General features: G+C 48.5%; 28 protein-coding genes. 8 read left to right on the plus strand and 20 right to left on the minus strand.

Annotated features, from left to right (window positions below; all coding sequences use genetic code 11):
• Nucleotides 1–112 precede the first annotated feature (112 nt).
• Nucleotides 113–1,003 (plus strand): hypothetical protein, encoded by an 891-nt coding sequence (locus ACO6VE_RS17515; protein WP_269672358.1) that lies wholly within the window; start codon nt 113–115, stop codon nt 1,001–1,003.
• A gap of 596 nt (nt 1,004–1,599) precedes the next feature.
• Here ACO6VE_RS17515 and ACO6VE_RS17520 read toward each other — a convergent pair.
• From ACO6VE_RS17520 to ACO6VE_RS17565, 10 genes are all read right to left on the minus strand, one after another.
• Complete coding sequence (locus ACO6VE_RS17520) at nt 1,600–2,265, minus strand: recombinase family protein (protein ID WP_422462545.1); 666 nt, start codon at nt 2,263–2,265, stop codon at nt 1,600–1,602.
• A gap of 85 nt (nt 2,266–2,350) precedes the next feature.
• Entirely contained in the window at nt 2,351–2,749 is a 399-nt protein-coding gene (locus ACO6VE_RS17525) for a terminase small subunit (protein WP_422462547.1), read from the minus strand.
• Nucleotides 2,746–3,126, minus strand: a complete 381-nt coding sequence (locus ACO6VE_RS17530; RefSeq protein WP_269676756.1) for a hypothetical protein — start codon at nt 3,124–3,126, stop codon at nt 2,746–2,748. The genes ACO6VE_RS17525 and ACO6VE_RS17530 overlap by 4 nt, the downstream gene beginning before the upstream one ends.
• Nucleotides 3,127–3,128: 2 nt before the next feature.
• Entirely contained in the window at nt 3,129–4,808 is a 1,680-nt protein-coding gene (locus ACO6VE_RS17535) for a hypothetical protein (protein WP_422462549.1), read from the minus strand.
• Complete coding sequence (locus ACO6VE_RS17540; RefSeq protein ID WP_422462551.1) at nt 4,801–5,676, minus strand: toprim domain-containing protein; 876 nt, start codon at nt 5,674–5,676, stop codon at nt 4,801–4,803. Before ACO6VE_RS17540 ends, ACO6VE_RS17535 begins: the two co-directional genes overlap by 8 nt.
• Before the next feature lie 2 nt (nt 5,677–5,678).
• A complete protein-coding gene (locus tag ACO6VE_RS17545) occupies nt 5,679–5,927 on the minus strand; it encodes a helix-turn-helix transcriptional regulator (RefSeq protein ID WP_422462553.1) in 249 nt (82 codons plus the stop codon).
• Between the two features lie 443 nt (nt 5,928–6,370).
• Nucleotides 6,371–7,279, minus strand: coding sequence for a hypothetical protein (locus ACO6VE_RS17550; RefSeq protein WP_422462555.1), 909 nt, complete (start codon nt 7,277–7,279; stop codon nt 6,371–6,373).
• A 156-nt stretch (nt 7,280–7,435) separates the two neighbouring features.
• Entirely contained in the window at nt 7,436–10,681 is a 3,246-nt protein-coding gene (locus tag ACO6VE_RS17555; RefSeq protein WP_422462557.1) for a type I restriction endonuclease subunit R, read from the minus strand.
• The gene (locus ACO6VE_RS17560; RefSeq protein WP_422462560.1) at nt 10,678–11,889 is read right to left on the minus strand and encodes a restriction endonuclease subunit S; all 1,212 of its coding nucleotides are present in this window, start codon (nt 11,887–11,889) and stop codon (nt 10,678–10,680) included. Before ACO6VE_RS17560 ends, ACO6VE_RS17555 begins: the two co-directional genes overlap by 4 nt.
• Entirely contained in the window at nt 11,886–14,102 is a 2,217-nt protein-coding gene (locus ACO6VE_RS17565; protein ID WP_422462562.1) for an N-6 DNA methylase, read from the minus strand. The genes ACO6VE_RS17560 and ACO6VE_RS17565 overlap by 4 nt, the downstream gene beginning before the upstream one ends.
• 291 nt (nt 14,103–14,393) lie before the next feature.
• On the opposite strand from ACO6VE_RS17565, the gene ACO6VE_RS17570 reads away from it, so the two are divergent.
• Both ACO6VE_RS17570 and ACO6VE_RS17575 read left to right on the plus strand, forming a co-directional pair.
• Nucleotides 14,394–14,924: a DUF4357 domain-containing protein gene (locus tag ACO6VE_RS17570; protein ID WP_422462564.1), complete on the plus strand. Its 531-nt coding sequence runs from the start codon at nt 14,394–14,396 to the stop codon at nt 14,922–14,924.
• Nucleotides 14,925–15,047: 123 nt separating this feature from the next.
• Nucleotides 15,048–15,716 carry a hypothetical protein gene (locus tag ACO6VE_RS17575; protein WP_422462566.1) on the plus strand — a complete coding sequence of 223 codons (669 nt, stop codon included), beginning with the start codon at nt 15,048–15,050 and terminating at the stop codon, nt 15,714–15,716.
• An 18-nt stretch (nt 15,717–15,734) separates the two neighbouring features.
• Here ACO6VE_RS17575 and ACO6VE_RS17580 read toward each other — a convergent pair whose 3' ends face one another.
• From ACO6VE_RS17580 to ACO6VE_RS17590, 3 genes are all read right to left on the minus strand, one after another.
• Nucleotides 15,735–15,875, minus strand: coding sequence for an alpha-amylase (locus ACO6VE_RS17580; protein WP_422462568.1), 141 nt, complete (start codon nt 15,873–15,875; stop codon nt 15,735–15,737).
• Between the two features lie 34 nt (nt 15,876–15,909).
• Nucleotides 15,910–16,059 (minus strand): hypothetical protein, encoded by a 150-nt coding sequence (locus tag ACO6VE_RS17585; protein ID WP_422462570.1) that lies wholly within the window; start codon nt 16,057–16,059, stop codon nt 15,910–15,912.
• Between the two features lie 117 nt (nt 16,060–16,176).
• Nucleotides 16,177–17,532, minus strand: a complete 1,356-nt coding sequence (locus ACO6VE_RS17590) for a tyrosine-type recombinase/integrase (protein ID WP_422462572.1) — start codon at nt 17,530–17,532, stop codon at nt 16,177–16,179.
• Nucleotides 17,533–17,926: 394 nt separating this feature from the next.
• On the opposite strand from ACO6VE_RS17590, the gene ACO6VE_RS17595 reads away from it, so the two are divergent.
• The 3 genes from ACO6VE_RS17595 to ACO6VE_RS17605 all read left to right on the plus strand — a co-directional run bounded on the left by ACO6VE_RS17595 (nt 17,927) and on the right by ACO6VE_RS17605 (nt 20,633).
• A complete protein-coding gene (locus ACO6VE_RS17595) occupies nt 17,927–18,748 on the plus strand; it encodes a hypothetical protein (RefSeq protein ID WP_422462574.1) in 822 nt (273 codons plus the stop codon).
• Nucleotides 18,749–18,796: 48 nt separating this feature from the next.
• A complete protein-coding gene (locus tag ACO6VE_RS17600; protein ID WP_422462576.1) occupies nt 18,797–18,985 on the plus strand; it encodes a helix-turn-helix transcriptional regulator in 189 nt (62 codons plus the stop codon).
• Nucleotides 18,986–19,085: 100 nt separating this feature from the next.
• Entirely contained in the window at nt 19,086–20,633 is a 1,548-nt protein-coding gene (locus ACO6VE_RS17605) for a DUF3987 domain-containing protein (RefSeq protein ID WP_422462578.1), read from the plus strand.
• A 223-nt stretch (nt 20,634–20,856) separates the two neighbouring features.
• Here ACO6VE_RS17605 and ACO6VE_RS17610 read toward each other — a convergent pair whose 3' ends face one another.
• Entirely contained in the window at nt 20,857–21,417 is a 561-nt protein-coding gene (locus ACO6VE_RS17610; protein WP_422462580.1) for a recombinase family protein, read from the minus strand.
• A gap of 239 nt (nt 21,418–21,656) precedes the next feature.
• On the opposite strand from ACO6VE_RS17610, the gene ACO6VE_RS17615 reads away from it, so the two are divergent.
• The gene (locus tag ACO6VE_RS17615) at nt 21,657–21,899 is read left to right on the plus strand and encodes a terminase small subunit (protein ID WP_422462582.1); all 243 of its coding nucleotides are present in this window, start codon (nt 21,657–21,659) and stop codon (nt 21,897–21,899) included.
• Here ACO6VE_RS17615 and ACO6VE_RS17620 read toward each other — a convergent pair.
• From ACO6VE_RS17620 to ACO6VE_RS17640, 5 genes are all read right to left on the minus strand, one after another.
• Nucleotides 21,850–22,827: an Abi family protein gene (locus ACO6VE_RS17620; RefSeq protein WP_422462583.1), complete on the minus strand. Its 978-nt coding sequence runs from the start codon at nt 22,825–22,827 to the stop codon at nt 21,850–21,852. The genes ACO6VE_RS17615 and ACO6VE_RS17620 overlap by 50 nt on opposite strands.
• A complete protein-coding gene (locus ACO6VE_RS17625) occupies nt 22,820–22,975 on the minus strand; it encodes an SEC-C metal-binding domain-containing protein (RefSeq protein WP_422462585.1) in 156 nt (51 codons plus the stop codon). Before ACO6VE_RS17625 ends, ACO6VE_RS17620 begins: the two co-directional genes overlap by 8 nt.
• Before the next feature lie 108 nt (nt 22,976–23,083).
• Entirely contained in the window at nt 23,084–23,593 is a 510-nt protein-coding gene (locus ACO6VE_RS17630) for a hypothetical protein (protein WP_422462587.1), read from the minus strand.
• Nucleotides 23,593–24,288, minus strand: a complete 696-nt coding sequence (locus tag ACO6VE_RS17635; RefSeq protein WP_422462589.1) for a DUF3800 domain-containing protein — start codon at nt 24,286–24,288, stop codon at nt 23,593–23,595. Before ACO6VE_RS17635 ends, ACO6VE_RS17630 begins: the two co-directional genes overlap by 1 nt.
• A gap of 317 nt (nt 24,289–24,605) precedes the next feature.
• Nucleotides 24,606–24,761 carry a hypothetical protein gene (locus tag ACO6VE_RS17640; protein ID WP_422462591.1) on the minus strand — a complete coding sequence of 52 codons (156 nt, stop codon included), beginning with the start codon at nt 24,759–24,761 and terminating at the stop codon, nt 24,606–24,608.
• A gap of 97 nt (nt 24,762–24,858) precedes the next feature.
• On the opposite strand from ACO6VE_RS17640, the gene ACO6VE_RS17645 reads away from it, so the two are divergent.
• Nucleotides 24,859–25,101: a hypothetical protein gene (locus tag ACO6VE_RS17645; RefSeq protein WP_422462593.1), complete on the plus strand. Its 243-nt coding sequence runs from the start codon at nt 24,859–24,861 to the stop codon at nt 25,099–25,101.
• A gap of 2 nt (nt 25,102–25,103) precedes the next feature.
• Here ACO6VE_RS17645 and ACO6VE_RS17650 read toward each other — a convergent pair.
• Nucleotides 25,104–25,928 (minus strand): type ISP restriction/modification enzyme (locus ACO6VE_RS17650; protein WP_422462595.1); only part of this gene is annotated, 825 nt, incomplete at its 5' end.

A 25,928-nucleotide genomic window follows, 5' to 3' on the forward strand; every position in this document is an offset into this window, starting at 1 on the left:
GATTTTTTTGCCAGAAATTGGTGGCATACAGCCATATGCTCCACATGCCATAATCTGACGCCATAGAAGCTGATTTTCTTTGCAAAGCTAATCAACCGCAAGGATGGTAAAGATGTTGTCTTTTGTTGCTGAAGTCATATCTACTCTGGCCGATTCGCTCGGTATAATGGATAGGGTAAAGAAAGTCATTGGTCATTCCGAGCCTGCAAGCCCTATACATCAGGTTGCTGATAGAATTTTTCAGGTTTTTGAAACTCATGGTGTCAATAGGGCAAATATCGTTGGGTTTGTTAATCCAAAGCATGGCATAACCTTTGCCGACCTGATTTCTCACGACGCTTTCATACCAAAAATAACGAATGAACTGCTTGATGAAATCTCCGAAAAATTCTCTATTAATCCTGAATGGCTGACCGGGGATATTGATGAAATATACCCAAGCCATCATTGCTATAAAAATTTACGTGTAATCATTGATCACTTGGGAGGCATCGCCGAACAAGGGATACGCTGGCCGGAAGTTCAGGTAATAATTATCAAACCCTCAAAGCCTAGTCTTGAGGAGCTTCAGAGCCACAGAAGTCTGAGCCCCTTTGCTGTAGTCATCAGGGAAGCTATTGGTGATTTAGGTGAAACTACAATTTATCGAGATCACCTCTATGATGAGCTTAACTGGGGGCATCAGCCCGCGAGACTTCATTTGCAAGGCATTTCAATGGCTGCCTGGGAGTTGGCTTCTAAGCCCTGGGGCGCAGAATTACCTGAGAATGAAATCGTAAACCTATTAGACAGACGGGTGTTTATCGCGCCGATTCTAGAAGACGTCAGTTTACATTCATGGCATCCTGATGATTATATTTTTTTGGATGGGGAATCGATGCGATCTGAAAACTCTGCCATAGCTCAAGAGGCCAGAAAATGGATGCGGCAAACTGGTGATTTAGCTTATCTGCAAGAATGGAAGAACAGGTTGAATTCTTCAGTAAGACAGATCTGTGACTAATTTATGGAAGCTTCCATGAGCAAGGCCATCCTCAGAAGCTCTACAAAAAGATAACTGATTGATAGCCAGATACCTGTCCATGAAGTTCTTAGTTTGCTGATTGCGCTTTCAGCAAAGCTCAAGCGTTTGTTTTAAAGTGCCCTCTCCTACTTTGCAACCAGGATGTCTTGTTAGCTCCCTAACCGTTTATTGGATTCTTTATAAACTGGTTTTTCAGTATGAGTATTGCTTGGTACGACATGCCAAAGGGGAGGCTCACTACTCGTAGAACCAAAGCAAGTATCTTTATAAAGCACGTTGTTCACGAGAGCTTTGGATGCACCTGTATTTCGAGCCAGTACATTGACCGGCTGATCTGGATTGGACAGAAGAAATGAGTACAGTCGTTGCTTTAAAATTTCCCTTTCCATGGCCTGAATACTCCCTGTTTTCAGTACACACAAATAAAGAATAGCGCAGCACTGTTGCTGGTAATCAGTAAATTGATCACATTCATCAAAAAACAAAATCACCAACCGCGCGTGTACCCCCCCCAACGCACAAAAGCACCCACAGGGAAGTTATGTCCAGCATACCGGGTACCTCCCCCCCCCCCTTCATTTCTCCCTGAGCCGACCAATCAACCTGGACACCTGCCCGCTCTGCCACCGGTTCCCCCGGCTGGTAAGAATACCTGCACGATTGAGTGCATCAGCAATCAGCCGAGTTGTTTTACCCTGTTCAACCATTGGCAGGACGAGCGCTTTAAGCCGATCCGCTCGATACTGAGCCTGTTGCCGGGCTGCCTGATTGCGCTTGTGGGTTGCATCCCTCAGGCCACCCAGTTGAGTACCCCGAGCTTTAGCCTCCTTCAGTGCTGCTTTGGTTCTGGCCGAAATAAAATCACGCTCCTGCTCTGCCAGTGCGGCATAAATGTGAAGCTGGAACTTATCGGCATTGGGCATACAGGCCACTTTCAAACTTAGCCGTTTGTCGTCCAGTAACGAGGCAATAAAAGAGACTTTCCTGCTCAGCCGGTCCAGCTTGGAAACCAGCAGTGTGGCACCAGTCTTTCTAGCCATATCCATGGCTTTTACCAGCTCAGGCCGGTCATCATGAGTGCCGCTTTCGACATCCACGAAAGAGCCAAGCAACTCATAATTGCCAGGTTCATAATTCTGGAGATAAAGACTGATATCCCGATCCTGTGCCTCAAGGCCAAGGCCGGAATCCCCCTGCTTACGGGTAGAAACTCTGCGATAGACGACGTACTGCACAACCATCCTCTGACATCTTTATTTTTATTGGTATAAACAGTTATAGAGGGTTTGCTACAAATAACAACGTCCGTTGTGCATGTGGCAAGGGTTAATCGTCGCCGCCACCGAAATCCTGAATGAAGTTCACCTGTGTTATCGGCCCCTCATTCTTGCGATAATCACCATCCATCTTGTTCAGCTCGCTAATGGCTGCGGTGGCGGCCCTGGGATTACGCATCTTGAGCTGACCCTCATCATCAGCGATGACCTGGGCATTGAACTGGGCGATTCGCCAGAGGGTATCCCGCTTACTTTCTGCGGTAATAAGTGATTCCTGCTGAAGCGCATCAGTGCGCTCTGCAATGGCATTTAAAACCTCATCATTTTTCAACATTCTATTCCCCTGCGTATGGGCTGAACGTTCACTGTAACCCGCCTCCCGAGCCGCTCGGGTCGCATTACCATCCATCAGGTAAGCATTTACAAAGCGTTCCTGCTTTACGTTCACGGGTCACCTCCTGTGTTGCATTCATCCCTGAATGGGTAGTCAGGATCACTGATGATAAGATCCCGCAATGCAGTCAGGTTGCGATACTGCCCAGTGCTGAGATCCATCAGGTCCTCCGGCGTAAAGTATTTCAATACCAGTAGCTCGGGTGTGACTGCAAGGCCGTTGGAGATAAACCGCAAGGCCTCTTTCACCACGAGAATATCAAACCCATCCTGCGTAATAAGACTGACCAACTCAGGCTTGTAATACCGGAACAGGTCAGTAACCGGGGTAAGTACGGACTTGGGACCAACGGCTTTCAGAATCCCCGTAGAGTCAACCGCTAAACGGACACCCTGCAATTCCAGATAGGTCAGTAACTGCAATGGAGTCATAGTCATATGGCCAGCTCTATCTGCTCATCATCGTCAGACTTATTTTCAGCTTCGCGATGTGCACAACAGTCACCATGTGCGCTGGAAACAGGCTGATCAGGTTTCTCTGGTGTATGTTGATCAGATGGTTGTGCACCATATGCATTCACTGGAACAGTAGAGAGCGCCATCGGTGCATGTGGTGGATGTCGTGCACTTTGATCTATGGGTTTATAAATAATTTCAACGGTGCGCCCCTGACGCTGCTTGCCGGTGAAGTTCACCGTTATCCCCATGAGCTTGAGCGCACTCTGTTCCCGACGAAGCACATTGCCAAATCCTCGCGGACTCTTTGGCCATCCATGGTAATCGGACTTGAAACTGCCTAAACGATGGAATAAGTGGCTGACAATGCCACTGAATACCACGCCCTCCCCATACTGCTGGCAGAACGTCATCAGGGTATTGGCCACCGGGCTACCCTCAAGACTGCTGGAGATCAGGGCATGGCTATTGCGCTGAAAAATGGCCATAAAAGGAAGCTTACTCTCCAGGACCTGGCAGACAGCCTCACCAAGCAAGGCGAAGTCAGCCATCCGGGGTAACTCATCAATATGGACATCTGGCAAGCGCTTAAGTGCATCAGCAAGTAATTGCAGCAATGACCCCAGCAGAGAAGGTTGAGCCTTAACGAACATCCGCTTCAGGTCGGTCTCACTGGTTCGTTTTTCAGGCAGGAGAGGTGGAAGTTCAGTACTAATACAGCGATCAATCAAATCAAGCCGGGTGGCCACAGGTGTTATACCGTTGATGATTTGAGGTCGCAGGGCGCTCAGAACCGTTTCATCAGCATTAGAGTACGCCGTTCGTTTCACAAAAGCCGCACCGGTACAGAGCTGACAGAGTAAGTCCTGCTGATCATCGGTCAGATGACTGACATTATCATAGGTCAGTATCCAGTTGGCCTGGGCACTGACAAACAACGCTTCATCCTGCCTGGAAATACGACGCAGAGATGCGGTATTGGGGTCAATAAGCCCCCGCAATACCCGAGTGGTTTCACTCTTTCCACGACCATGGCCACCAAGAAGCTCCAGTACCAGCTTTTGCGTATTCTGCCTGTAACAATCGAGTATCCAGGTTAAGACCAAAAGACGATCTTCCTCAGATACATTCATCAATTGCCATAGCTCGTTGATATCACCACCGTCAACAGGCACTGGTAAGGGCTGCATCGTATCGGACCGGATAAACTTCACTGGGCTGACAGGCAAAACCTGCCAACCCGCCGAGGATATTTCTACAACACTCCAGTCATCGTTACAGAGGTCCAGATAATAGTGATCATCAGCATAAGCGGTGCGGATAAAAACAGAGTGCTTCACACCCTCAAGAGCGGCAAAGCCAGCCAACTGCTCACAGGATTCGCTGATGACATCCTTCTTCGCCACTTTCTGACAAGCCTGGTAGTGCCAATGATTTAAAGTCTTGCGAAATGCGCTGGTCTCAACTCCCCAGGTCTCTCGAATACCACGGCTATTACTGAATGAGGCATAGGCTTTCCCGGCTTCATCGGTGAATAGGTCACAGTTGGCTCTGGCCAAAGTGATTATCCGATCCAGAACTGAGGCATTGGGAGCCGCCGAAGCGGCAGACTCCATCAATGATTGAAGTGAATCCTGGCTGTCATTGTTTTTACTCATGGTCCACTCCTTTAGGAACCAGCCAGTCGTTAAAATCTGTACCCGGCTGACCCTCGCTGAACGGAGGCCAGAGTATGTTTCCATTTACCGCAAGTGCCGCTTTCATAGCCTGAGTAATGCCCGGATTTCCCGGCGTTTGGCGGTCGTTATCGGCCATCATGATAATGAAAGATCCGTAAGCCTCTTTAATGGCCTTTGCTGCATGGATCAGGTTTCCGGCGTTAAAAGCAGCAAATACCGGATTGTCGAGAACATTGAAGATTGACGCGCCGGTGGCGTACCCCTCACAGACCATCAATGTGCCTTTTATCCCCGGTTCGCCAATCAAGTGAAAACAACCACGCACACGCCCACCTTTGGCAAACCACTTTTTGCCACTGGGTTCGATGAACTGAACACTCCAGATTTTCCCGCTGGCATCCCTGAGTGGTACCAGCAGGTTATCCCCAGTCTGACGAAGCCCGTAGGCTGATACCCGTTTGTCGATCAGGTATGGGTGATCCTGATCCGCCGATGGCGAACGTTCCCAGAGTCTTTCGACATTACGGGCGGTTAAAGTGTACTGGCGCAACTGTTCAGCAGCGGCTTTGAACTGTGCTTCCCGGATCACACGGTGCCGCTGTTCACGTTCATGGGCAGATAATGTTTCCAGCTCAGTGTTATGAACCACCACTTGCTGCGATGTTTTCCATGAGCCTGCAATCATTACCTCTGAGCCATGGAGCACATACCAGCCGTTTTTACTGCCAGCGCGATCCCCCATCACTCGGTAGCGATGGATTATGCCATCGTTGATTAACGTCATTGGGCTAGCGGTTGAGATTGCGTTATCGGACAGAGCAATAAAACATTTTTTAAGGAAGTCCATGTTTAAGAATTCCTCGCATTAATACGTTGCTTTGCCCACTCCAGTACTTCTGACCATATCCACCTCACACCACCACCAGGTAGATATATTGGCTCTGGAAAACTCTTATCCGTCATCATCCGGTAAATACTTGAACGACTGATATCAAAGACATCTTCAATATGCTTGCGTTTTACGAACCTGACATCACCGTTGACCTGGCTGTTATTTGGCAGGGTCGCTGGTTTTCCAGCTTCGATATTTTTTCCCATCTTTCAAACTCCATTTGATTCCATTATGGGTTCCTTGGGTACGGCTGAATCCCAAAGGAACAATGGAAAAGATACAGAGAGGTGAAGGGCTCTGAAACGGACTATTGTTTCGGTCTGAGAGAAACTAGCTGTCTGCTTTTTTATATAAATCAAATGGTTAAATTCATTATTGGCTAGAGTCTAAAAAAAAAGAAAGTAGTCCATTGCAGTCAAAAAATTAGTTAGGGAAGGTGCGAATAAGTCCATCCTTACCTTTGGTAACCCTTGGTGTTAATGACGCTGTTTTTGGAAAAAGGGACTTATTCGCAGCTTCCTTAGACAGTCTTGCTAACCTTGCTGAAAGTTAAATGCAGTGGGATATTCAGAAATAAGCTTCCCTGATCATTATTGACAGGGAGGTTGGCGGGGGTATCTGGAATGGGGATGTAATTGAGTTATCGTGATTATTGGTGTTCAGGGATTTCTGTTGCCATTTTCCAGATTTGATCAAAGCGTTCTCTGTGCTTTTTACTGGTTTTTTTCTTAATTGATTGTTGAAGGTACTTTGCCGACCCCCTTTTCAAAGAATATATTCCCAGCACTGTTGGCCATTTACCGTAGTTATCTTTATTAGAAACAGGTATGGAATCAATGAACACAGCTAGCGAACACTTTGGGCCTTTCCAGTCGATTATACCAACACCATGCCACGCTTTTTCAAATTTATTGAAGGACTGATCCCTAGAAATATAGTGGTACTGAATCAGCCACTCCCATAGTTTTCGTAATGTGTCTTCTTTAAACCCCAAGATCGGGATGATTAATTGTTGTGGTTTGATCTCCACATAGTAAAGCGGTTTACCTGCTTCCATGCGAATTTTATTAGCCTGTTTGAGAGCTTTCTTACCCTGTTTGTTAATTTGGGCTACTTCATCTCTGGCTATTCTGACAATCTCATTTTCTCTTTTTGCATCCCAGAGAGCATCTGAGCTATTTACCGACCAAGACATTGACTGAGTAATATGACTAACGCGATTATATCTGTTTTCCAGTTTTTCATAGGGCATAGAAAGGCACTCATTGTAATATTGTTCTTCCTCTCTGCTGAGTGATTCTTTGAATATTGCATCTCTGTAACCTTGTTCAAATTCAGGACATACTTCTGGCTCGCTGGCTAAGTACTCGATAAGCCTTTCTTCATTATCCAGACTCAGCTCAATATCATCGTCCCTCATCCGCTTCCGATACAAAGCCACCAACCTGTCCTGACGACTAGATTCCTCCTCAGCCCTGAGAGCTGTTAAATCATCCAGAGATATGCCCTGACCATTTGAAACGTAGAGCTCCTCGGTATCTTCCTTGCCTGCACCCATGCAAATATTCCTAACTATTCTCAAACCTGCCATTTGAGGGTATCGCAACTATACCATGAGGTAAAATATCCATAGATTCAGGGGGTAAGTGACGTAGCAAGCTTAGAACTAACAGGCACATAATTGAAAATTCAAACGACAGATAAACAAAAACAATTAATGAGTAACCCCATAAACCGGCGAAGGCAACGAAGGATAAACCCGGTAAATATGCTGATAAACTCCGTCCGTCAAATGCTCAATATCCGCCTCCTCATAGTTACCCACTGGCAACCCGGTTTTGTCATCATACAGAAAATCATAAATCTGCTGACGAAGCGCATCACGGGCAGACTCCTTCTCCCGCCAGTTCGCCACTTTCAGCCGCTCACGCTTCAGGGTGGCCAGCAGTTCGGTGGCCACCTTCTTGATCGCAGCAATCTCTTTCTTGCTTAAATCAGGTTTCCTGAGAATGTCATACAGCGCCAGGGTCTCCTCATCCAGCCCTTCGCGAACGGCGCGGTTCTGCTCATCGTTCAGCTGGTCTGCCAGCTTCAGCAGCTCTTCAAAGGTTTTCTCAATCACTACCCGGTTCTTTTCCTGGTTGTACTCCTTCACCAGCCGCTCGTAATGATCCCGGTAATCGGTCCGCAGAGGGTTCTGAATCATTAGCTTATGCAGCCGCTGGTCAATGGCCGTTTTCAGGCTCTGAACGGTGGTGCGCTTCTGCTTTGAGGCTTCGAACTCACTTTTCAGCCGGTCAAAATCAATCTTGCTGATATCGTATAAACGGCTCTGGTCGTCCTCATCCCGAACCTCACTCCGGGTCTCAATGGCAGAGTCCACAATACCGTGCAGTTCCTGAATAATATGGGAGATATCCGCCTTTTCCTGATCCTGCTGCAACCGCTTATAGACAATATTGATCGCATCCCGCTCATCCCGGTACTGCTGAACCCCACTGACATTGATACAGGCCCGGAACAGCTTGAACACCTCCCGGGCCATAATGCCAAACTGCTTGCGGGTCTTGTCATTCTCATTGATCGCCTCTTTGGCTTCATCAATGGATGCATTCAGGTCAAACCCGGTTTGCTTCAGCAGATCATCAAACGCAAACCCCTGCTGTTTTAGAAAGTTGCGGACAAAGGTAATCGCCTCGGCCAGTTTATCCAGCAGCTCGGTATTGGGATGGTTTGGGTCCACTCCGTCATCATCTTCACCCCGGCCATCGTCGCCCCGTCCGGCAAAGGTACTCAACGCTTTGCGCAGGCTTTTCAGAATGCCGCAGTAATCCACAATCAGCCCGTTGCTCTTGCCTTCAGCCACCCGGTTAGCCCGGGCAATGGCCTGCATCAGCGTATGGGCCTTCAGCGGTTTATCCAGGTAGAGTGTCGAGAGCGTCGGCACATCAAACCCGGTTAGCCACATGGCACAGACAATGGCCACCCGAAAGGGATGATCCTTTTTCTTAAAGGCCTCTTCCATATTCAGTCGCTTGCCATCGGCCAGGGCAAAGCCCTCTTTCATCAGCTGGCGATGGGGGAGAATATCCAGGTGCCACTGTTTAAACTTCTGAACCTCTCCCTGCTCTTCCGACACCACTACGGCCATCAGGGTCTCTTTCATCCACTGAATCTGTCGTTTGCGCCAGATCTTATCCTGTTCATCCCTGGCGTTCTTCAGGTCGGCTTCCCGCTCCCGGATATGCTCTTCCCAGTAGAACATCACCAGCTTGTGCATACGGGCACAGGTCACTTTATCAATGCACACCATCATGGCCTTGCCGCTCTCCCAGCCGTTGGCATAATGACGGACGAAATCCCGTGCAATCTGGTCCAGTCGGCTGGTGGCGGTGATGATGTGATAATCCCGCTTCAGTGCCCGCTCCAGGCGCTGCTCCACATTCACATCGTCAATTTCAAGCTTTTCCAGCTTCTCGGCAATCTTTTCATTCAACCCTTTGGGCGAGGCCACCGAATGTTCCTTGCCTTCGTCATCCTTAAAGACCAGTTCCTCACCCCGGGCATCGTAATAGAGGGGCACCGTGGCACCGTCCTCAACGGCCCGCTGGAAATCATAGGTGGAGACATAATCCCCAAACACCTTGGCGGTAATCTGGTCATCGCTGAACAACGGCGTTCCGGTAAAGCCAATAAAGCTGGCGTTTGGCAGGGCGTCACGCATATTCAGCGACAGGGTGCCGTACTGGGTGCGGTGTGCTTCATCGGTCACCACAATAATGTCGTTACGGTTGGAATAGGGGGCCGTTACCTTCTTGTTGAATTTCTGCACCAGCGTGAACACATAGTTCTTTTGTTGCCCCAGTAACTGTTGCAGGTCATTGCCACTGGCGGCAACACAGGGGTCTTGGTCATGGTTGACCAATCCGCACCCGGCAAAAGTGCTGTAAATCTGGGTATCCAGATCATCCCGGTCCGTCACGATCAGAAAGGTAAAATTCCCACCCAGCTTGCGATGCACCTTGCGGGTAAAGAAGACAATGGAATAGGACTTGCCAGAACCCTGGGTATGCCAGAAGACCCCAAGCTTCCGTTCCCGTTCTTCACGCTCAACCACCGCCTGAACCGCTTCATTCACCCCCAGAAACTGATGGTTCCGTGCCACCACCTTAATCAACTCACCGGAACTCTCATCAAACAGAATAAAGTTCTCAAACAGGTCCATCAGGTTGGTTTTGCTACAGGTGCCTTTTAACAGTGTGGCCATATCCACCACACCCGGCTCCTCCTCGTGCAGACGTTTCCAGTTATTAAAATGTTCATACCGGCTGGTCAGGGAGCCGATTTTGGCTTCAATGCCATTGCCCAGCACAATAAAGGCATTGTGATGAAACAGATGGGGGATGGTGTCTTTATAGTCAGACAGGTTCTGGTCGTAGGCGGCACGCAGCTCTTTATGGACATTCTTCAGCTCCATAAACACCAGCGGGATGCCATTGACAAAGCCGATAATATCCGCCCGTCGTCGGTAGATATCGCCCCGTACCCAGAATTCCCGCACCACCAGAAAGTGATTATTCTCCGGGTTGTCAAAATCAAACAGCCGCAGATACTTTTGCACCCGCTGCCCGTTTTCATCCTGACAGGTAACCTTCACCCCTTTTTTATGCAGTGTCGCTTTCTCCTGGTTGGCGGCCAGCATGGACGATGAACTGCTGATGCTGACCACCTCCTGCAATGCATCCCGATAGGCACTGTCGGGCAGGCCGGGGTTCAGTTTGATCAGTTGTTCTCCCAGATAGCGGGTCAGCACCACCTCTCTATCGGATTCACGACCAAGGGTGCCTTCTTTACCAAAAACCTCATTCTGGGCAAAGATTGACTCATTCCAGTTCAGGTCCTGAAGCAGAAAGTCTGCCGTGGGCTCTTGTGCCAGGGCATCCTCGGTCGTCCTTTTCATGGGGTTAGTTCTCCGTTCATTAGGCGGGGTAGAAGCAGGTCTCGAGCCTTTTCCAGTCTGGCATTTTGATCCATTAAGTTGCGAATTTGCCAGAAGTTTTCAGCAACAAACTGATCAAACTCACAAAGTATTGATTCAGGTGCCAGAGGGACAGAATATTCATTGAAGCAAGTAATCTGAACCCGCTGGCGGCCAGAAGAGCCAGTCATGCTTTTTATGGCATTTTCCCTAAACGGATAAGACCTGGCTAGGCAATAGGTAAACTCAGGACTTACCCGCTTACCACGGAGAACGATAAATTCTGTAGAACCACAGGCAATTTCATCGTCCTTCAGAAAATATGCAAAGCCAGTTTTGCCATTCTCAAGGCAAGGGGTAATTCGGGCCAGTAGGGTGTCATTTTTGATAAACTTAACGTTGGTATGTTTGGTGCGGCGTTCAAAGTCTTTTTTATCAGCAGTCATTGCAGATTCGGACAGTGCAGACATGGGTACATACCAAATCTCTTGCTGCTTTTCGACCTTGGTTTTGGGGTTTACCTCAATGATATCGGGCAATTTCGTTGGCTCCCATCCTTCTGGAATACCATCAACTACCTTTACATGCTCATGGCCGGGAAAGCGCAAATGAACAAACCACTCCTGATAGAGCAGCCGGGTTGACTCTTCCAGTAACTGTATACGACGATGGTTATTTTCGATCAGGTCGTCGTATGATGACAGGACATCAACAATACGTGCTTGCTCATCAATGCTTGGTACAGTGATCAAAAAATCAGGGAAGTCTTTAATGGGAAGACGGTTTACTGTCACCCCAGTAATAACTTTTGTTTCCAGATAGCGTTGCCATACTGGAGATAGGAAGTAGTAGTGAAGGTATCTCGGTAGCAACTTGGTTGTGTCGGGCCGAACCAGCCCCATCCGTCTACCAAGACATCCGTCAAATCCTCCAGGAATAACGGCATAGCGGTGCAAAGTCGCTTCATACGAGAACACCACATCCCCCGCTTGTGGTGTTACACGCTTGGTCCACTTCGGGAATTCTTCCTCAGATACGTATTTAATCTGTGAGAAGTCCAACCTGCCCTCGGGAGTGACATTCTTTATGCCAAGGAAGATATGCCCTTCGGTGGCTTCTTTTGGCGTTGCATGGGGGCCATCATAAATGCCATGAGCAAAATCTTTTATCGGCGCAATGACCAAGCTCATACCCCCAACCCCTCAAAGTTACGGGCAATCCTAGCTGCCAACTCCACCGCTTCCTGATTCAGCCCTTCCAGCTCAATATGGATATCCTTAAGCGCTGCTTCAAAATCAAAATCCTCATCCACCGCTTCCGGTGCCACACCCACATATCGCCCCGGCGTCAGGCTCCAGTCGGCGGCTTCAATCTCTGCCAGTGTGACCAGCTTTACCAGCCCTGCCACATCACACAGGCGAGCTTCCGGAAAGCGGGACAGTAACCAATGAGCCTGCTGGTGGCAGTAGCGCACCTGCTTAAGCTGTTCAACGGCCACCTTACGCCACTCTTCAATGGCTTTGCCATTACGCTGCAATTCCGTGCGCCGTTTGCCCAGACCGTTGATCTCATCCTTCAGGGTTTTCAGCTTTTGCTCATGGCTGACCATGGCGGCTACATCGGCGGCACCGGCTTTCATGGTCGCTGATAGTTCATTGGCTTCCCCATCCTTAGCCAGTAATTCTTCCCGAATTTGGCGGATCGCCTGTTGCGTCATACCTGTTGCCAGCTTAACGGCATGGTCCACATCCTTAATCAAATCACGGCAGGTGTCGGCAAAAGGCTGGTAGGCCTGCTCAAGCTGATGCACGTCATCCAGCGGCAGATCACCGGCTGCCGGGTGGCAGGGAATAACCTGCTGCTTCAATCCGGCCAGGCTGGTGCAAAGCTGGTCAAGGGTGTGATTGAAACCCTCCAGATCAAGGTCAGGCGGTGTATCCAGATCGGTCACGGCACCACGCAGGGTTTTCAGTTGGCGTTGCATTTTTACTGCACACCACAGCAAACCCCGCTGATGTTGGGTGGGTAACAGTGCATCGGTCAAACGAATCAGGGTTTCATTCAGATACTCAATCACCAGCTTAATAAACCGCCGATACTCTCCCCGGTACAGCCAGACAATCGCGGTGAGGTTCTGCTGCTGCTCCGGGCTGAAGTCGAAAATCTTGCGGGTCACTTTGCGGTAGACATTACGGGCATCAATCATCAGCACCTTGTCTTTGTGCTGCGCCGGTTTTGCCTTATTCAAAAACCAGAGCTGACAGGGCACCGAACGGGTGTAAAAGAAGTTACCCCGGATATCCACCATCACATCCACATCACCGGTCTTGACCAGATCGGCTCTCACCGTCGCTTCATCCCGCCCGGCACTGGATGCCTGGGAGGACATAACAAAGCCCGCTTTGCCCGTGCTGTTCAAATAGCTGTAGAAATACTGAATCCACAGATAGTTGGCATTGGGCACCTTTTTGCTTTTGTTCTCTCCGGGCAGGCCGAAGGGCAGGCGCGGGTCATTCTTTACCTTGTCCGCCGCCACTTCATCCACATTAAACGGCGGATTGGCCATCACATAATCCACCGTGCCGAATAGCCCGGCATGAGGGTCTTTGTAGTAAGTGATGGCACTGTCGCCCCCTTCTACATTGCCTTCCAGGCCATGCACCGCGAGATTCATTTTGGCCAGGCGAGTGGTCACACGGTTTTTCTCATGGCCAAAAAAGGTAAGCTGCTGAGGGTTCTGCTTGTGACGCTCCATAAAGTGGGCACTTTGTACAAACATACCGCCAGAGCCACAGGCCGGGTCAAAAATCTTGCCGTGGTCAGGTTCCAGAATATTAACGATCAACTGCACCAGTGACACCGGTGTAAAGAACTCACCGCCATCGTGCGCACCCTGATCGGCAAACTGAGTGAGGAAGTATTCATAGATACGGCCAAAAATATCACCGCTGGCTGTTTGCAGTTCTTCCGGGTTCAGGGTGTTCAGCAGGATTTTTAGAACGTCGTTGGGGATATTGCGGTATTCCTGTTTGGGCAACTGACCTTCCAGGTTTTTGTATTCCGATTCGATGGACTCCATCGCCTGAATAATGGCACCACTGCGGTCGTCAGCATCGGTCAGGGCAACCAGATAATCGAACTGAGCTTCCGGCTTGAGGAAAATGGCCCCTTTCCCGGAAAAGTCCTCCTTGGTCACATCACGGGTCTTGCCACCACGACTGGGAAGGCTGGCAACAATATCACGCCGTGCAGCAAGGAACCGGCTGTAAGCATGACGCAGAAAAATCAGCCCCATTACCGGCAGAAAATACTCATTACTGGCCAGTTCAGAATTACCACGCAACGTGTCAGCAGCCTTCCACAGTCGTTTTTCGATGGCTTCGATATTTTCCAGTTGGGACATGCTTTCTCCAAGGCGTTCAACGCAACTTTCAAGACAATAATGGCAGCCCCGAATAAGAATATTGTTCGTGGAATGCTCAGAGCCTGCTCAGTGATGATGAAATGGATCATTCTACTGGTTGCTGGATAGGGCTTCTACTGTGGCATTTTGCAGGCAGGATGCCATGCGTTAGTACTTTCGCGAAGTTGGTGATTGGTCGTAAGATAAAACAACTGCCAACCAACCGACACTCTTCCTATGCAACCTGCGACGATCAAGCTTTTTTTAGTTGTTCGGTATATTGAAGGTAAGTTGATTGAAACAGCTCAGGCGGGTAAGCGCGCGATGGTGATGAACAGCGTTTCCAGTGGTTCTGCATTGCCTGAGGCTGATCGCGCCGAAATGGATGTTTTTATTGAAAGAGTGCTTCAGCTACTGCCTGTTCTGGGTATTCACCACTTTTCATCCGCGTCATTCCTGACTCCCGGACAATCAAGATCACAAAGTAATACAGCGCCTGACGAATCATCGGTTCTGCATCTGTCTGCTAAAGGTGTTAGTGCCTCTGGCCTGCGATCGGAAGAGGGCTTTACGGTCATCAAAGGCTCTCGGGCCAGTAAGGAAACCACAAAAACCTGTCCTTCAGGTACCATTAAAAACCGGAAGAGACTGCTGGAAAAAGGTGTGATCATCGATGACGGTGATAGCTATTTATTCACTGAGGACTATGAGTTCAGCAGCCCAAGCTCTGCTGGCGCTTTTGTCAGCGGCAGGAGCACCAATGGCCTGGTTGCGTGGATAACGGCAGATAAAGTTCCCCTTAAGCAACTTGATGCAGGGTAAGTCCTGAGTATGAAACCAGCTAATGAATCAGAGCAGTTACTGGTATCTCCGCTTTTTTTCTTTCTGCCTGTGCCCATGTTTATGGAGTTATGGGGGGCTCCTAAAGGCACAGGTATCTTCCGGTTGCTCGAAGAACAAACTGAAGTACCAATAGGTATTAGTGAGAAAACCTTAAGGAAAAATTTCATTGATAAACCGTACCTCCGGCGGACAAGTAATTTTGAGCGGAAAATGCATGACTGGATTTATGGTGGTATCAGCTTACAAATGGATATTCTGGCTTGCGCCGAGGTGGAGTGGTTATCAGACAACTTTGCTGACGAACCTGAAGAGAGTCGCTACAAAAGCCTGATAGGGCAAATATTGCCTGTCCCCATGGATGATGAATCTGTGACAACGCCAGTAGAAATGTATTTTAAGCTGGTTCGCAACCATTTTCGCTATGAATCCTGGCAGGAAATGGCGGAGCATGTCCCCATGGATGATTACTCTATAGCGGATATAGAAAGTAAGCGACGGAAGTTGATGGGCTGGGTTGGTGGTGACCATCTTCCTGATCCCGATGTTGTGGGTAAGTTTCTGGAATTACTTATTCTTAAGCGAGGTGAACATGATCCAATTTATTACCAGCTACTTTATCATATCGCCGCATTTATGGAGCGGTTGCTCCAATCGTTCTTACCGAGTATTCAAAAGCTGGGATTAACAGTAGAAGACGTTGTTGCAATGTTTGGTACTTTTCACTGCCATTTCGAGCGACATAAAAAAGCAGCCAGCCTGAAAACAGGGTGACTGCCGGGGGGATTTTGCTTACTTGCCCTGCTGGTTGGGATTCATTTGCTTACCCCGGTTACCGTGAACCTGAGAGTGAGGCTTGTTTTGCCCAGAGGTGCCTTTATTGGCATTACCCTGGTCGGACTTGTGATTGTTCTGTGTACGAGATTTAGACATAACATTAACTCCAGAAATTCATAAACATCAGGGCTTACTCTTCATCATCGCCCAGATAGTCATCATTGTTTGGATTGTGAGCATCCGCCCAGTCATCCATATCTGCATCGTTATTCGGGTTGTTGATATCAGACCAAAGATCCAGCTCTTCTTTGCTCATATCATCGGTATCCGGACCACCCATGGCGAACCTCCTGATTTGCGAAATATCAGTAAAATGCAATCATCTGATTGCGGGAGTCAGGTTACAAAAGAGGTATAGCAGTAAATAGTGATACGCCACGGGAAAAAGGTGTTTGATTTATCGTTGCAGTGTCTTTTGGCTATCCCATTTTCGCCCAGTCAAAACATAGCTCAACCGCCGATCATACTGACGAATTGCCGCTCGCTTTCGAGGCAGGTGGTGATGCCGGTCGTAATGCTTCTTCACCACTCCAGTCTGATCATGAGACTGAAGCTGGTCATTATCTTCCGGACGGACACCGGCATCTGTAATAAGGTTGGTGATGGTTCGTCGGATATCCCGCGCCGTAAACTTTTCCGGTTCTGGCAGGTTTAACTCCATTGCTTTATTCGTGCGATGGTTATGCCAATATTTAAAAACATTCTTCAGGCTATCCAGCCCCATCTCCTTGCCACCGACTGTATAGAAGGGGCCGGGTAAGTCGCTGTTATGGGCCTGGACGATCCGCATTATCCGGATAGCCCGAGCCGTAAACGGGATCACATGTTTTCTTGGCTTCGCTCTACCTTTGCGCTCGGTCAGGGTGATGGTTCGGCGTTCAAAGTCATAATCCTGCCAGGTTGACCGAATCAACATCTTCGGGCGTTGGCCCGCAGTGGCCACCATCATGCGAACCAGGCAGGCTGCAATAATGCCGACTTTGTAACTATGGTGAATATTCAGGTAGAAGTCCTGAAGCTCATGGTCAGACAGCACTCGGTCATGGGTCTTCTCGGCAGCATTGTCTTTTTTGATCAGGCCCACAGGATTTTGTTCAAGGTTAAAGCGTTTGTTGCCCCGTCTGGCGGGATCGTAATCAGCATGAGCGCCATACTGGAAGGCAGCATGAAGCAGTGATCGAACTCGGTTGGCCTGAACTCTGGCATCCCGATCAACAATAGTGGCAATGATGTCGCAGATATCATCCGGTGAAATATCCCGAGCCTTCTTTTTGGCAATGGCTGGATAAGCCTGAATCACGTCTTTTTCCATGGAGCGTTTTGCTTCCTTGACACTGTCTTTCCCGTCCCGCTCCAACTGCTGGATATACCCGGCAATCAAATCCGCCAGCGAGCCACGGGTTGCCTCAATCTCCTTTTGCCGCTGAGCTTCAATCTGAGCAAGTCGGGCTTTTTCAGCTTCCAGCTCCAGATACTGCTTCAAATCCTGCTTACCAATTTCACGTTTAGTCTTGGCCAGATCATTTGCTTTTTCCCGGCATTCCTTCAGGGAGTAACCGGCATCTGCTTTAGATTCAGTAAAAGGCCCTATATGAATCAATGTCGGACGATTACCAGAATAGTAACGGTAGTAACACTGCACATTACCACGCTCCCGCCAGAACAACATGGCACCATTCCCACGCCCAAGAGACTCTGTCCGGGTTTTCCCATCAGGAATATTTCGAACCTCTGCGTCCGTCAGTATTGTCATTATTCTCTGAACCTATTTAATTATTCACTATAGGGTAACACTATAGGTTAGAAGTGAGATTTCCTGAAACAGGAATGAACGTTCTGATAATCATTGATACGTTGAAATAAGTGGTATTACAGGGATTTACAAGCAAATTTCAACATAATGAACTAATTTGGTACTATGGTTTTTCCGGCCTTGTAATCAGTGGGTCCCGAGTTCGACTCTTGGTGCCGGCACCATACACAGCAAAGCCCGTAGCGTTAGTAAGCACTTCGGGCTTTTTTGTATCTGTCAGTTTAGTCCCCATTCTAGTCCCCGTTTAGTGAGCGATACGTTTCTGAAGAGGCTCTTCAGATTTTTGTATGCCTGGCTTATGATCGCAAAACAATAATAAAACTGAGTCATAAAGATGCCTGAGTATAAGTACAGTGCTTTGACCTGCTTGCATGAAAAACCTTCGGACGAAGAGTTGACCGAATGGCATAAAGTGAAATGTGACGTCGTTACCGGTCAGAGTTTTTTTCAGAGAGTAAACTCCAATAAACCTATAAGAACCAGAAAGGATAGGAGGGAGTTGCGGCGTCAAGTTAAAAAAGAACAGGATCTCTGCGCAATATCGATAGCAATGGATTATATCCATTCAGCCGAGCAGGGGCGGGATGACACTTCTGGTTATCAGTTGATGGAATCCAGTTTATTTGCACTAACTACAGCCGTAAAAATTCTTAATGACCACCCAAAACTTTGGGATAAATACTCGCAACAGGTATATGGCGGTCACTTTCTACCTCCACCAAGGGTTGGGATTGAGACACTACGTTACCTTGGCCGAGGGTTAGAAAAGGTCATAAATGGTACTGATGTTGAACAAGCTCTGAATCTCAAGGGCAAAAAAGGTAAACTAAAGCCAACGCCAGAAAATCTCCTCTCTCAAGATAATGATCATGTCGTGCGCAGTGCTGTTGCGCTGATGGTTCATGTCTATAAACGGCATGAAAGTATTTCCATGGAAGAAATTTTCATTGAGGTTTCAGAGCTATTCGATATGCATGACAGGGAAAACACGGTTAAGGACTGGTATAGAAAATATCTGGGTAGTGATGAAGAATACCTTAATCAAATGTCTGATCGGCTAAAAAACAAAGGCGATAGAATAGCTTATGCCATTATGGTGTTAGATGATGTGTCGAAGATGAGTAAATCCGCATTAGCTCACCTGCAAGATTCCTGAGAGCACTCCATAGTATCCCTTGACGTTCCAAAACCGAGAGGGATACTCATGAAAAACGACACCTACCTTACCCGCAAAGAAGTCCTGCAACGATTCCTGATTGGGAATACGACGCTGTATCGCTGGCTGAAATCTGATCAGTTTCCGCAGCCCGTCCGTTTAGGCCCCCGCTGTATTCGCTGGTCCGAGGCTTCCATCATTCGTTGGGAACAGCAGAGACAAAACCTCGAAACTTAATCTGTTTTATTTGCAAAGGGCTGTGAGCTGGCTCGCCTGCAGGCCAGCCCCGGCAAACCTGTTACCACCACAAAATGACCACCTTGAAGGCATAAAAACAATGGGTGACAAAAAAGAGCCGATTTATAAGTGCGGAAAAATTTATCGTGAACACTTTGACGAAAATGGCAATGAGCGTAAGCCTGCTGCAACGCCCGGTAGCGAACCATTAGCATTATCTGAGCAAATCGAGGATAAGCCTTCTGGCGACCATGCACAGCAGCATTTTTCTTTTACTGAGGCTAAGGTTACTGCCAGCGACAGCCTGTCTGATACGGAGGAAGGGATACTTTTTAATACTCGGCCTATTTCGCCAAATGACGCATTTCCTGCATCACTGGCTTCGGCTGTTAATGCAGCATGTATTGGTACAGAGGCTCACCCTATGGCGGTGGCCCTTCATTATGTTATTTATTTTGCCGCACATATTGGCCAGCATCGCTATGTTAAAATTGGCAATGAAAAATGCGGGCTGAACTTATACGGCCTTCTGGTGGGCCGCACTGGAAAAGTTAAAGGTACGGCAGAAGCCCAGGTATTGTGTATCGAACAGGAAGCAACTCAGCGACTGATTGCGAAATATGGTTATATACCGCCAAGGAGGCGATCAGGTTTATCATCTGGCGAAGGCTTGATTCAGGCAATCAGAGACCCTGAAGAGGATAATCAGGATGACCAGTGCCTTCAAGATAAACGCTTAATGGTGACAGAGTCGGAGTATGCCAATGTCCTGACTCAAGATCTGAGAGCCGGAAATACGCTTTCCATCGTACTGCGAGATGCTTTTGATGGTAAGACACTGGAGAATTCAACAATCAATCCGAGAATCGCCTCCAATCCCCATATCTGTATTATTGGCCATATTACTCCTGAAGAACTAAAAACTCATAAGGCATTTGGCAGGCAGAGTGCTAACGGGGCTTTGAACAGGAATCTGATTATCTATGGAAACCGGGGACAATATAAACCATCACCCCGATCATATTCAGACGCAGAGTTGACCGACTTACCCGACTGGTTCGCAAACAGCATTATTCGGGCCAGAGATCATAAAACACATGATGATGTGTCTGATGAGAAGGCGGGTAAAGAGGTCAGGATGTCAGCAGAAGCCAAAGCGGTTATTGATGCTGAGTATGAGCCCAGGGAGCGCGAACAGGATGCAATGCCGGAACTGTTAGCCAATTTGTTATCCAGGCAACGGGTATTTGTGCGGATCTTGTCAGCTCTTTTTTCCCTCCTGGATGATTTGGATGAAATTCAGGCTGAGCATGTCAATCAGGCTTATCGCTGGGTCGATTACTCTGCTGACAGTATTCGGTATCTACTGAACACTGCGGGTGAAGAAGCCAGACAGGTTGTGGTAAACAGCTTTGCCGAAAAGGTTTATGAGGCAATTTGTAGTATTGATCAAAACAATCGGGGAAAGGGGGCCAGCAGAACAGCGATCAGGGACTACTTCAACCGGAATCGGAGCGGTAAAGAAGTTAGTACAGCATTGAAAAAGCTGCTGGAAGAGGTTCCCCCCAGAATAGAGTTAATGGATGTTACCAAAAAAGGGCGGGGGGCAAAGCCTGAAATATATCGGCCTACGACCAAACGACCATGACGACATAATTCTTTAGATTGGCTGCTGGTTGGCTTGTATTGGTCGTGGCCCTAGATACGCTCTATTTTAAGCCACGACCGAATTGCCAGCGGCCCTTTAAGGTTATGTCGTAATACAGGCTTATGGGTCTTGTTCAATCGACGACATTATAAGTTCAGTGTTCATCTGGATTAGTGAATAATGTCGTCAATGTCGTCAATGTCGAGAGTCTGTCTGGGGTTATCTACCTGATAGAGTTGATGGTGTTGTATAGTGTCTGCCTGCTAATGCCATACTCAGCAGCCAGCTTATTTTTTTGCTCCCCAGCCTTAATTCGCTCTACTACCTCGTTGACCTGATCAGCCGTTAATTTTCTTGTGGCCCCGATCTGCTTACCCTGCTTCCTGGCCGCTGCAATCCCCTCCCGCTGTCGCTCCCGGATCATACTCCGCTCGAACTCAGCAAACGCCCCCATCATCTGCAACATCAGCTTGTGCATGGGGTTACTGTCACCGGTAAAAATCAGGTTCTCTTTATGAAACTGGATACTGATACCCTGTTCGGTCAGGTCTTCAACCAGTGTTTGCAGGTCTTTAAGGCTGCGGGCAAGGCGATCTATGGAGTGAACGTGTAACCGGTCACCGGACCGCAAATGGCGCAGGCAGGCTTTTAACTGGGGCCTATCGGTGTCTTTGCCGCTGCAATGGTCTTCAAAGGTGGTATCCAGGTCAATGCCTTCAAGCTGGCGGGCGGTATTCTGATCAATGCTACTGACCCGGATGTATCCGACATTCTGGCCTTTCACGTTACTGCTTCCTCTTACATCTTATTTGTGTAAAAGAAAAACTAGACTCAGATTTACAGTCTGTCCAATCAGGCAGTTTTGACTTTAATGGACACGGCAGATCAGAGGCTTATGAGGGCTTCGTACAGTGTCCATGAAGTGTACTTACCTTTACAGGGGCAAATGGCTTTTATTGCTGGTGGTTCCGGTTCGTTGCGTCTGTCGGCAGATGATATATTAAGTCTATTGATTGTCATGGAATGATAGCTATAAATGATAAGCAGCGACGGTTCGTTGATGAATACCTAATAGATCAGAATGCTACCCGTGCAGCGATTGCCGCAGGTTACAGTCCTCAAACAGCAAGGGTCCAGGGCAGTCGCCTGTTAACAAATGCTGACATTTCGACAGAAATACGGGCTCGTCAGAATAAGCTCAGCCGGGAGCTGAATATTACGGCCCAGGATAAGCGGAAGGGCAAACCATCCGTATCAGTTGCGTGACAATATTGATCAGCAGAAATGGTCTCGAAATCAGGTCCGGTTTTCCGATGTAGGCATCACACCAGGCAATCTCGCCCTTTTGCGGGAGTCGGGGCTGGTCAATCACGTTTCGGTTCCATAGACGACTGTGATGGGCACAAAGGTTTCTCAGGTAGTTAAGGGAGCGCAACCAGCTTCTAAAGACGTTGAAGTTTGCCACGCCATATTTTTGGGCAATCACTGTCTGGTCCGGCACTCGCATCATGGCAAACAGTTGGGAAAGCGCACCAAAATCCCAGACCTCAATGGCAACCCAGATGGGTAGATCTGCCCCATGAACCTGCTCGTAGTGTTTGACAAAGTCCTCTTTTGAACGCTTCAAAAGGCTCTCATACTTTTGCAGCCATTTCTGATGCTGGCTGTTTCGTTTGGCAAATGTGGGATGAAAGTTCTCGATATGCTGATAGGCAAACGTGTCTCGCTCACCCAGCAGATAAGCGATATCCACCCGCAGGGCGACTTCAATCCGTTCCAGGGCATCAAGCAATAACAGCCTCAGCTTTTTGTCGAACACGTACAGATTAACCGCATCAGCAAAATGCGTGTGATCGACAAACCAGTCCTCCCGAACCGTCTTGATTGCTCCGGTTTCCGTGTCCTGCGCCAGTCTGAACACGCGAAACGGGTACAGGTAGGCACTGAGGCGGTAATACCCGATACGCTGCAAATGGTTGATGGCTGCTGCTTCATCCGTCACCTTAAGGTTTCTCGATTGCAGGATATCAAGCTGCGTTTGAAAAGACTTCCAGGGGCGTTGGTAAACCATTGTCTCTCGTATCGGGTTGTTGGTGTTGTCATTGGGCGCAGGCCAGTCCATTGTGCCGGGTTTTATGGCAGCCCGATTGACTCCGCTTTCACAAGGTAGTGTAGGGGGGAGTCCGTTATCCATCACAGCATTTCCTAAACTTCTTGCCACTGCCCCACGGGCAAGGCTCATTTCGACCTATACCCCGTCCAGTTTGAAACCGTGGATATTTCTGGTAGTTAGAATCGCTAACCGGGCTGCTAAAGAGGGAGCTTGTCAAAGCCGATACCATGAACTACTATTCAGTCAGGCTTAACAGCCGGTTGATCCTTTGCCCAAGGCTCTGGATCGTGGCAGCGCCTCAGTCGCCATAAGACTGGGGCTTTTCTCTCTTCACCTGTTAACTTTTCCGCGTCTCAGCAAGATAACTTTCTCGCCTCAGCCTTGCGAGGTAGCTCCTGTCTGCCGGAAATGCAGTCACGAATTGAAAGGGCTCGCCGGGAGTCTTTGGATCATTAAAAACAACCACATATTGCTCTTCCACAACAACCATCGTACGACGCTTTGCCTGGCGCCCTCTGTCCGTTTTACGAGTTTGAGAGTAGCGTTGGATTGTCCCGGCAGACAGGGCCAGTACTTCTTTGATCCACAATATCCGTCTTGCTCTCTTTTTTGAAAATCCACCATCATTAATACCTGAATTGGTGCGGTAATCCTTTGACTCTGTGAACGCATGATCGAAAGCGTAGGCAGAAAATTGATAGTGTTGGCCATCCCAGCCAGTCAGAGTTTTCTTTCTTCCTTGCTCATCAAAAACATAGGTCTCAATATAGACTTGGCGATACAGTTCAATCAATTCTGCTTCGGTGTCAGCTTTTAAACGTAACTGAGGCCACAGGGATTCAGCCATCAGTGCCTCCCGGTGAAATGAAAAATATTGAATTTCTTTTCTCCGGGATAGGTAGAGGCCTTAAGCGTTACCCGACCTAAGCTCCTTGCCAGATCAGCTGCAAAAGAGTGTTTGCATAGGCTTTGAGTTCGGCCATTCCACTGGTAGCCGACAGCTCCAATAAGCAGGTCTGCCAATTGAATTAATGGCTGGTTATGGGAGCTGACAGGCTCCAGGCATTGAATATGAGCCCGACCAGACAGTTTACGGCTGAGGATTGTTTTCAAATCAGAGAAGCGTGAGCTGCTGGCATTCTGCTGCCAGTCTAGAAAAAGCCGATAACGATGCCCCGGCTCCAGCCAATGAACCAGCATTTGATAGTACATCTTGTAAAATCCCAGCTCTGAGTCCCCGTTATTGTAGGTTTCATTCTCAAAACTGGTACGGTCCACAACGATACAACGGAAATGCAAACAGGCCTCTTCAAGGAAAACCTGCCTCATTGTGTTATAAAACTCGCACCGATTGGGGGAAAGCCTTTTCCAGCCAAACTCACCATGGGTATTGTATTTAGCCTGAAGTGAGTGAATTCGGTGAACAATGCGCCTTTTTTGGTCCATTGGACATTGCAGGGCCCCAATGATGGCATAACGGTCAGCAGGATCGGATGTATGCCTGCTTTCATCACAATAGATATTAAAGACCGTCTGGGTCATGGCACCTCCGCATTATGCGACAATCTCAAAACAACAAACGCAGAGTTCTGTTGCTTGCCCTGAAGTTACCTGACTTCCGGGCCATACATTGTTACAGGACGAGTGGGATGACTGGTAGCCCATACTCATTACTGGCTGAAGCAAAAGGCTAACACAGAACGAACAGCATGGAATCAACAAAACATGATCAGTCTATGCAGCTTCACAATTAATGCCACCCCACCCGCATCAAGCTGGCAAATTCTCGCTGCGACAGCACCTGCGAACAATCCCGCCACTAATGCTCTGTCGGCTGCATCGAGGCGTTATAGCCCAGATCAAAGCCGGTATGCCGGCGATGGTCTTCCATAGGCTTGATAATGACTCAGGCACTGGCTAATAAATCCCTGTTGCCAGGGTTGCAGAGGCATGCCCTGACGGTACATCGGGCTTCCGATCAGGGCTGCCGGAGCGAGGTTTTCATCCTTATCCACATCGTCAACCTGTACTTCATGGCGATGCCCTCAATGACTGAAACTGGTCTACATTGTTTGGCAGGATTCCTGATCATTAACAATGCCGGTTCAAATCATGACTAAAGTGGTATTCAGAAAATTCTCGGAGGGTGATGTGATTGCCCTGTTTCCTGATGACGTGGCCGATAACCGGGGGTATATCTCCAGTTATCAGCAGCGGGGGCAGCATGGACCAGCCAGCCCGGCATTGATGGATGAGCTGACACCGGCAACCGTGGATGAGTACCAGCATCTGCTCAATGAGTTGACTCATCAGGTCGGCTATACCGACCTGAGAGTACATGATGAAAGCGGCTGAGGTTATACCGTGGTCTCGTTCAGTGGTGGCAGGGCCTTGACGATTCTCACGGTCTCGACGCTGACACGGACAATCCGTTTTACCAGATCGACGATGTAGCGAGGGTCTTCAGACCACTGGTTCGGATCGTTCTGGATGTGGCTGTTTTTGTCCACCGTGACCTGATATCGCTCCATCACCCACTCGATCGCCGATTTGCCGTTGACCACGTATTCGTAGGCTTCCAGCGGTATGCCTTCGAGGATAAGGTTGCTGTTGTAGACAATGACGGACTTGTCCTTGTCCTTGCCTTTTTTCCCGAACACCATTTTTGATACCCGGTAATCGTCGTCTTCAATCATCAGCAGGCTCTGGTTTTTACCGCCGTGTTCGTCTAGCGGGAACGGCTCGACGGTTTCGTAGTTCAGGTGCCATTCACTCAGCTTGCGGCCTGCGTCGCTGAATGCCCGGAAATCACCGGCAAAGGGGATGCGTGGTAGCATTTTTTTCAGGTCGGCGGCGAAGCGCTGCTTGTACTCGGTAGAGTGCAGGATGCCGTAGACGTACCAAAAGATGTCTTCTTTGGTGATGGTGGCATCGTTGTAGTGGTCTCGGAAGCTACTGAGCGCCCAGTCGCTGATGGCTTCGTGGCGGATGTAGCCATACTCGTCGACTTCGGCGGCTGTGGCGCCTGCAAGCATATCGCTTTGTTGTTCAGTGTCTTTAACTTGATCAGCTTTTTCGTACCAGTACAGATTGAAGTGGTTTAATGACTTAGGATACCTCGTTAAGCACAATAGTACCATTGATGACGAGGTAGAAAGTGACAAAGCAGCGTAAGAATTATT

This window comes from Endozoicomonas sp. ALB115 (assembly GCF_049310245.1).
GTDB lineage: Bacteria > Pseudomonadota > Gammaproteobacteria > Pseudomonadales > Endozoicomonadaceae > Endozoicomonas.

Coding starts and splice junctions, on each gene's coding strand:
- ACO6VE_RS17515 (WP_269672358.1), top strand. CDS start 113: ATGTTGTCTTTTGTTGCTGAAGTCATATCTACTCTGGCCGATTCGCTC.
- ACO6VE_RS17520 (WP_422462545.1), bottom strand. CDS start 2,265: ATGGTTGTGCAGTACGTCGTCTATCGCAGAGTTTCTACCCGTAAGCAG.
- ACO6VE_RS17530 (WP_269676756.1), bottom strand. CDS start 3,126: ATGACTCCATTGCAGTTACTGACCTATCTGGAATTGCAGGGTGTCCGT.
- ACO6VE_RS17535 (WP_422462549.1), bottom strand. CDS start 4,808: ATGAGTAAAAACAATGACAGCCAGGATTCACTTCAATCATTGATGGAG.
- ACO6VE_RS17540 (WP_422462551.1), bottom strand. CDS start 5,676: ATGGACTTCCTTAAAAAATGTTTTATTGCTCTGTCCGATAACGCAATC.
- ACO6VE_RS17545 (WP_422462553.1), bottom strand. CDS start 5,927: ATGGGAAAAAATATCGAAGCTGGAAAACCAGCGACCCTGCCAAATAAC.
- ACO6VE_RS17550 (WP_422462555.1), bottom strand. CDS start 7,279: ATGGGTGCAGGCAAGGAAGATACCGAGGAGCTCTACGTTTCAAATGGT.
- ACO6VE_RS17555 (WP_422462557.1), bottom strand. CDS start 10,681: ATGAAAAGGACGACCGAGGATGCCCTGGCACAAGAGCCCACGGCAGAC.
- ACO6VE_RS17560 (WP_422462560.1), bottom strand. CDS start 11,889: ATGAGCTTGGTCATTGCGCCGATAAAAGATTTTGCTCATGGCATTTAT.
- ACO6VE_RS17565 (WP_422462562.1), bottom strand. CDS start 14,102: ATGTCCCAACTGGAAAATATCGAAGCCATCGAAAAACGACTGTGGAAG.
- ACO6VE_RS17580 (WP_422462568.1), bottom strand. CDS start 15,875: ATGTCTAAATCTCGTACACAGAACAATCACAAGTCCGACCAGGGTAAT.
- ACO6VE_RS17585 (WP_422462570.1), bottom strand. CDS start 16,059: ATGGGTGGTCCGGATACCGATGATATGAGCAAAGAAGAGCTGGATCTT.
- ACO6VE_RS17590 (WP_422462572.1), bottom strand. CDS start 17,532: ATGACAATACTGACGGACGCAGAGGTTCGAAATATTCCTGATGGGAAA.
- ACO6VE_RS17595 (WP_422462574.1), top strand. CDS start 17,927: ATGCCTGAGTATAAGTACAGTGCTTTGACCTGCTTGCATGAAAAACCT.
- ACO6VE_RS17600 (WP_422462576.1), top strand. CDS start 18,797: ATGAAAAACGACACCTACCTTACCCGCAAAGAAGTCCTGCAACGATTC.
- ACO6VE_RS17605 (WP_422462578.1), top strand. CDS start 19,086: ATGGGTGACAAAAAAGAGCCGATTTATAAGTGCGGAAAAATTTATCGT.
- ACO6VE_RS17615 (WP_422462582.1), top strand. CDS start 21,657: ATGATAGCTATAAATGATAAGCAGCGACGGTTCGTTGATGAATACCTA.
- ACO6VE_RS17620 (WP_422462583.1), bottom strand. CDS start 22,827: ATGGATAACGGACTCCCCCCTACACTACCTTGTGAAAGCGGAGTCAAT.
- ACO6VE_RS17625 (WP_422462585.1), bottom strand. CDS start 22,975: ATGGTATCGGCTTTGACAAGCTCCCTCTTTAGCAGCCCGGTTAGCGAT.
- ACO6VE_RS17630 (WP_422462587.1), bottom strand. CDS start 23,593: ATGGCTGAATCCCTGTGGCCTCAGTTACGTTTAAAAGCTGACACCGAA.
- ACO6VE_RS17635 (WP_422462589.1), bottom strand. CDS start 24,288: ATGACCCAGACGGTCTTTAATATCTATTGTGATGAAAGCAGGCATACA.
- ACO6VE_RS17645 (WP_422462593.1), top strand. CDS start 24,859: ATGACTAAAGTGGTATTCAGAAAATTCTCGGAGGGTGATGTGATTGCC.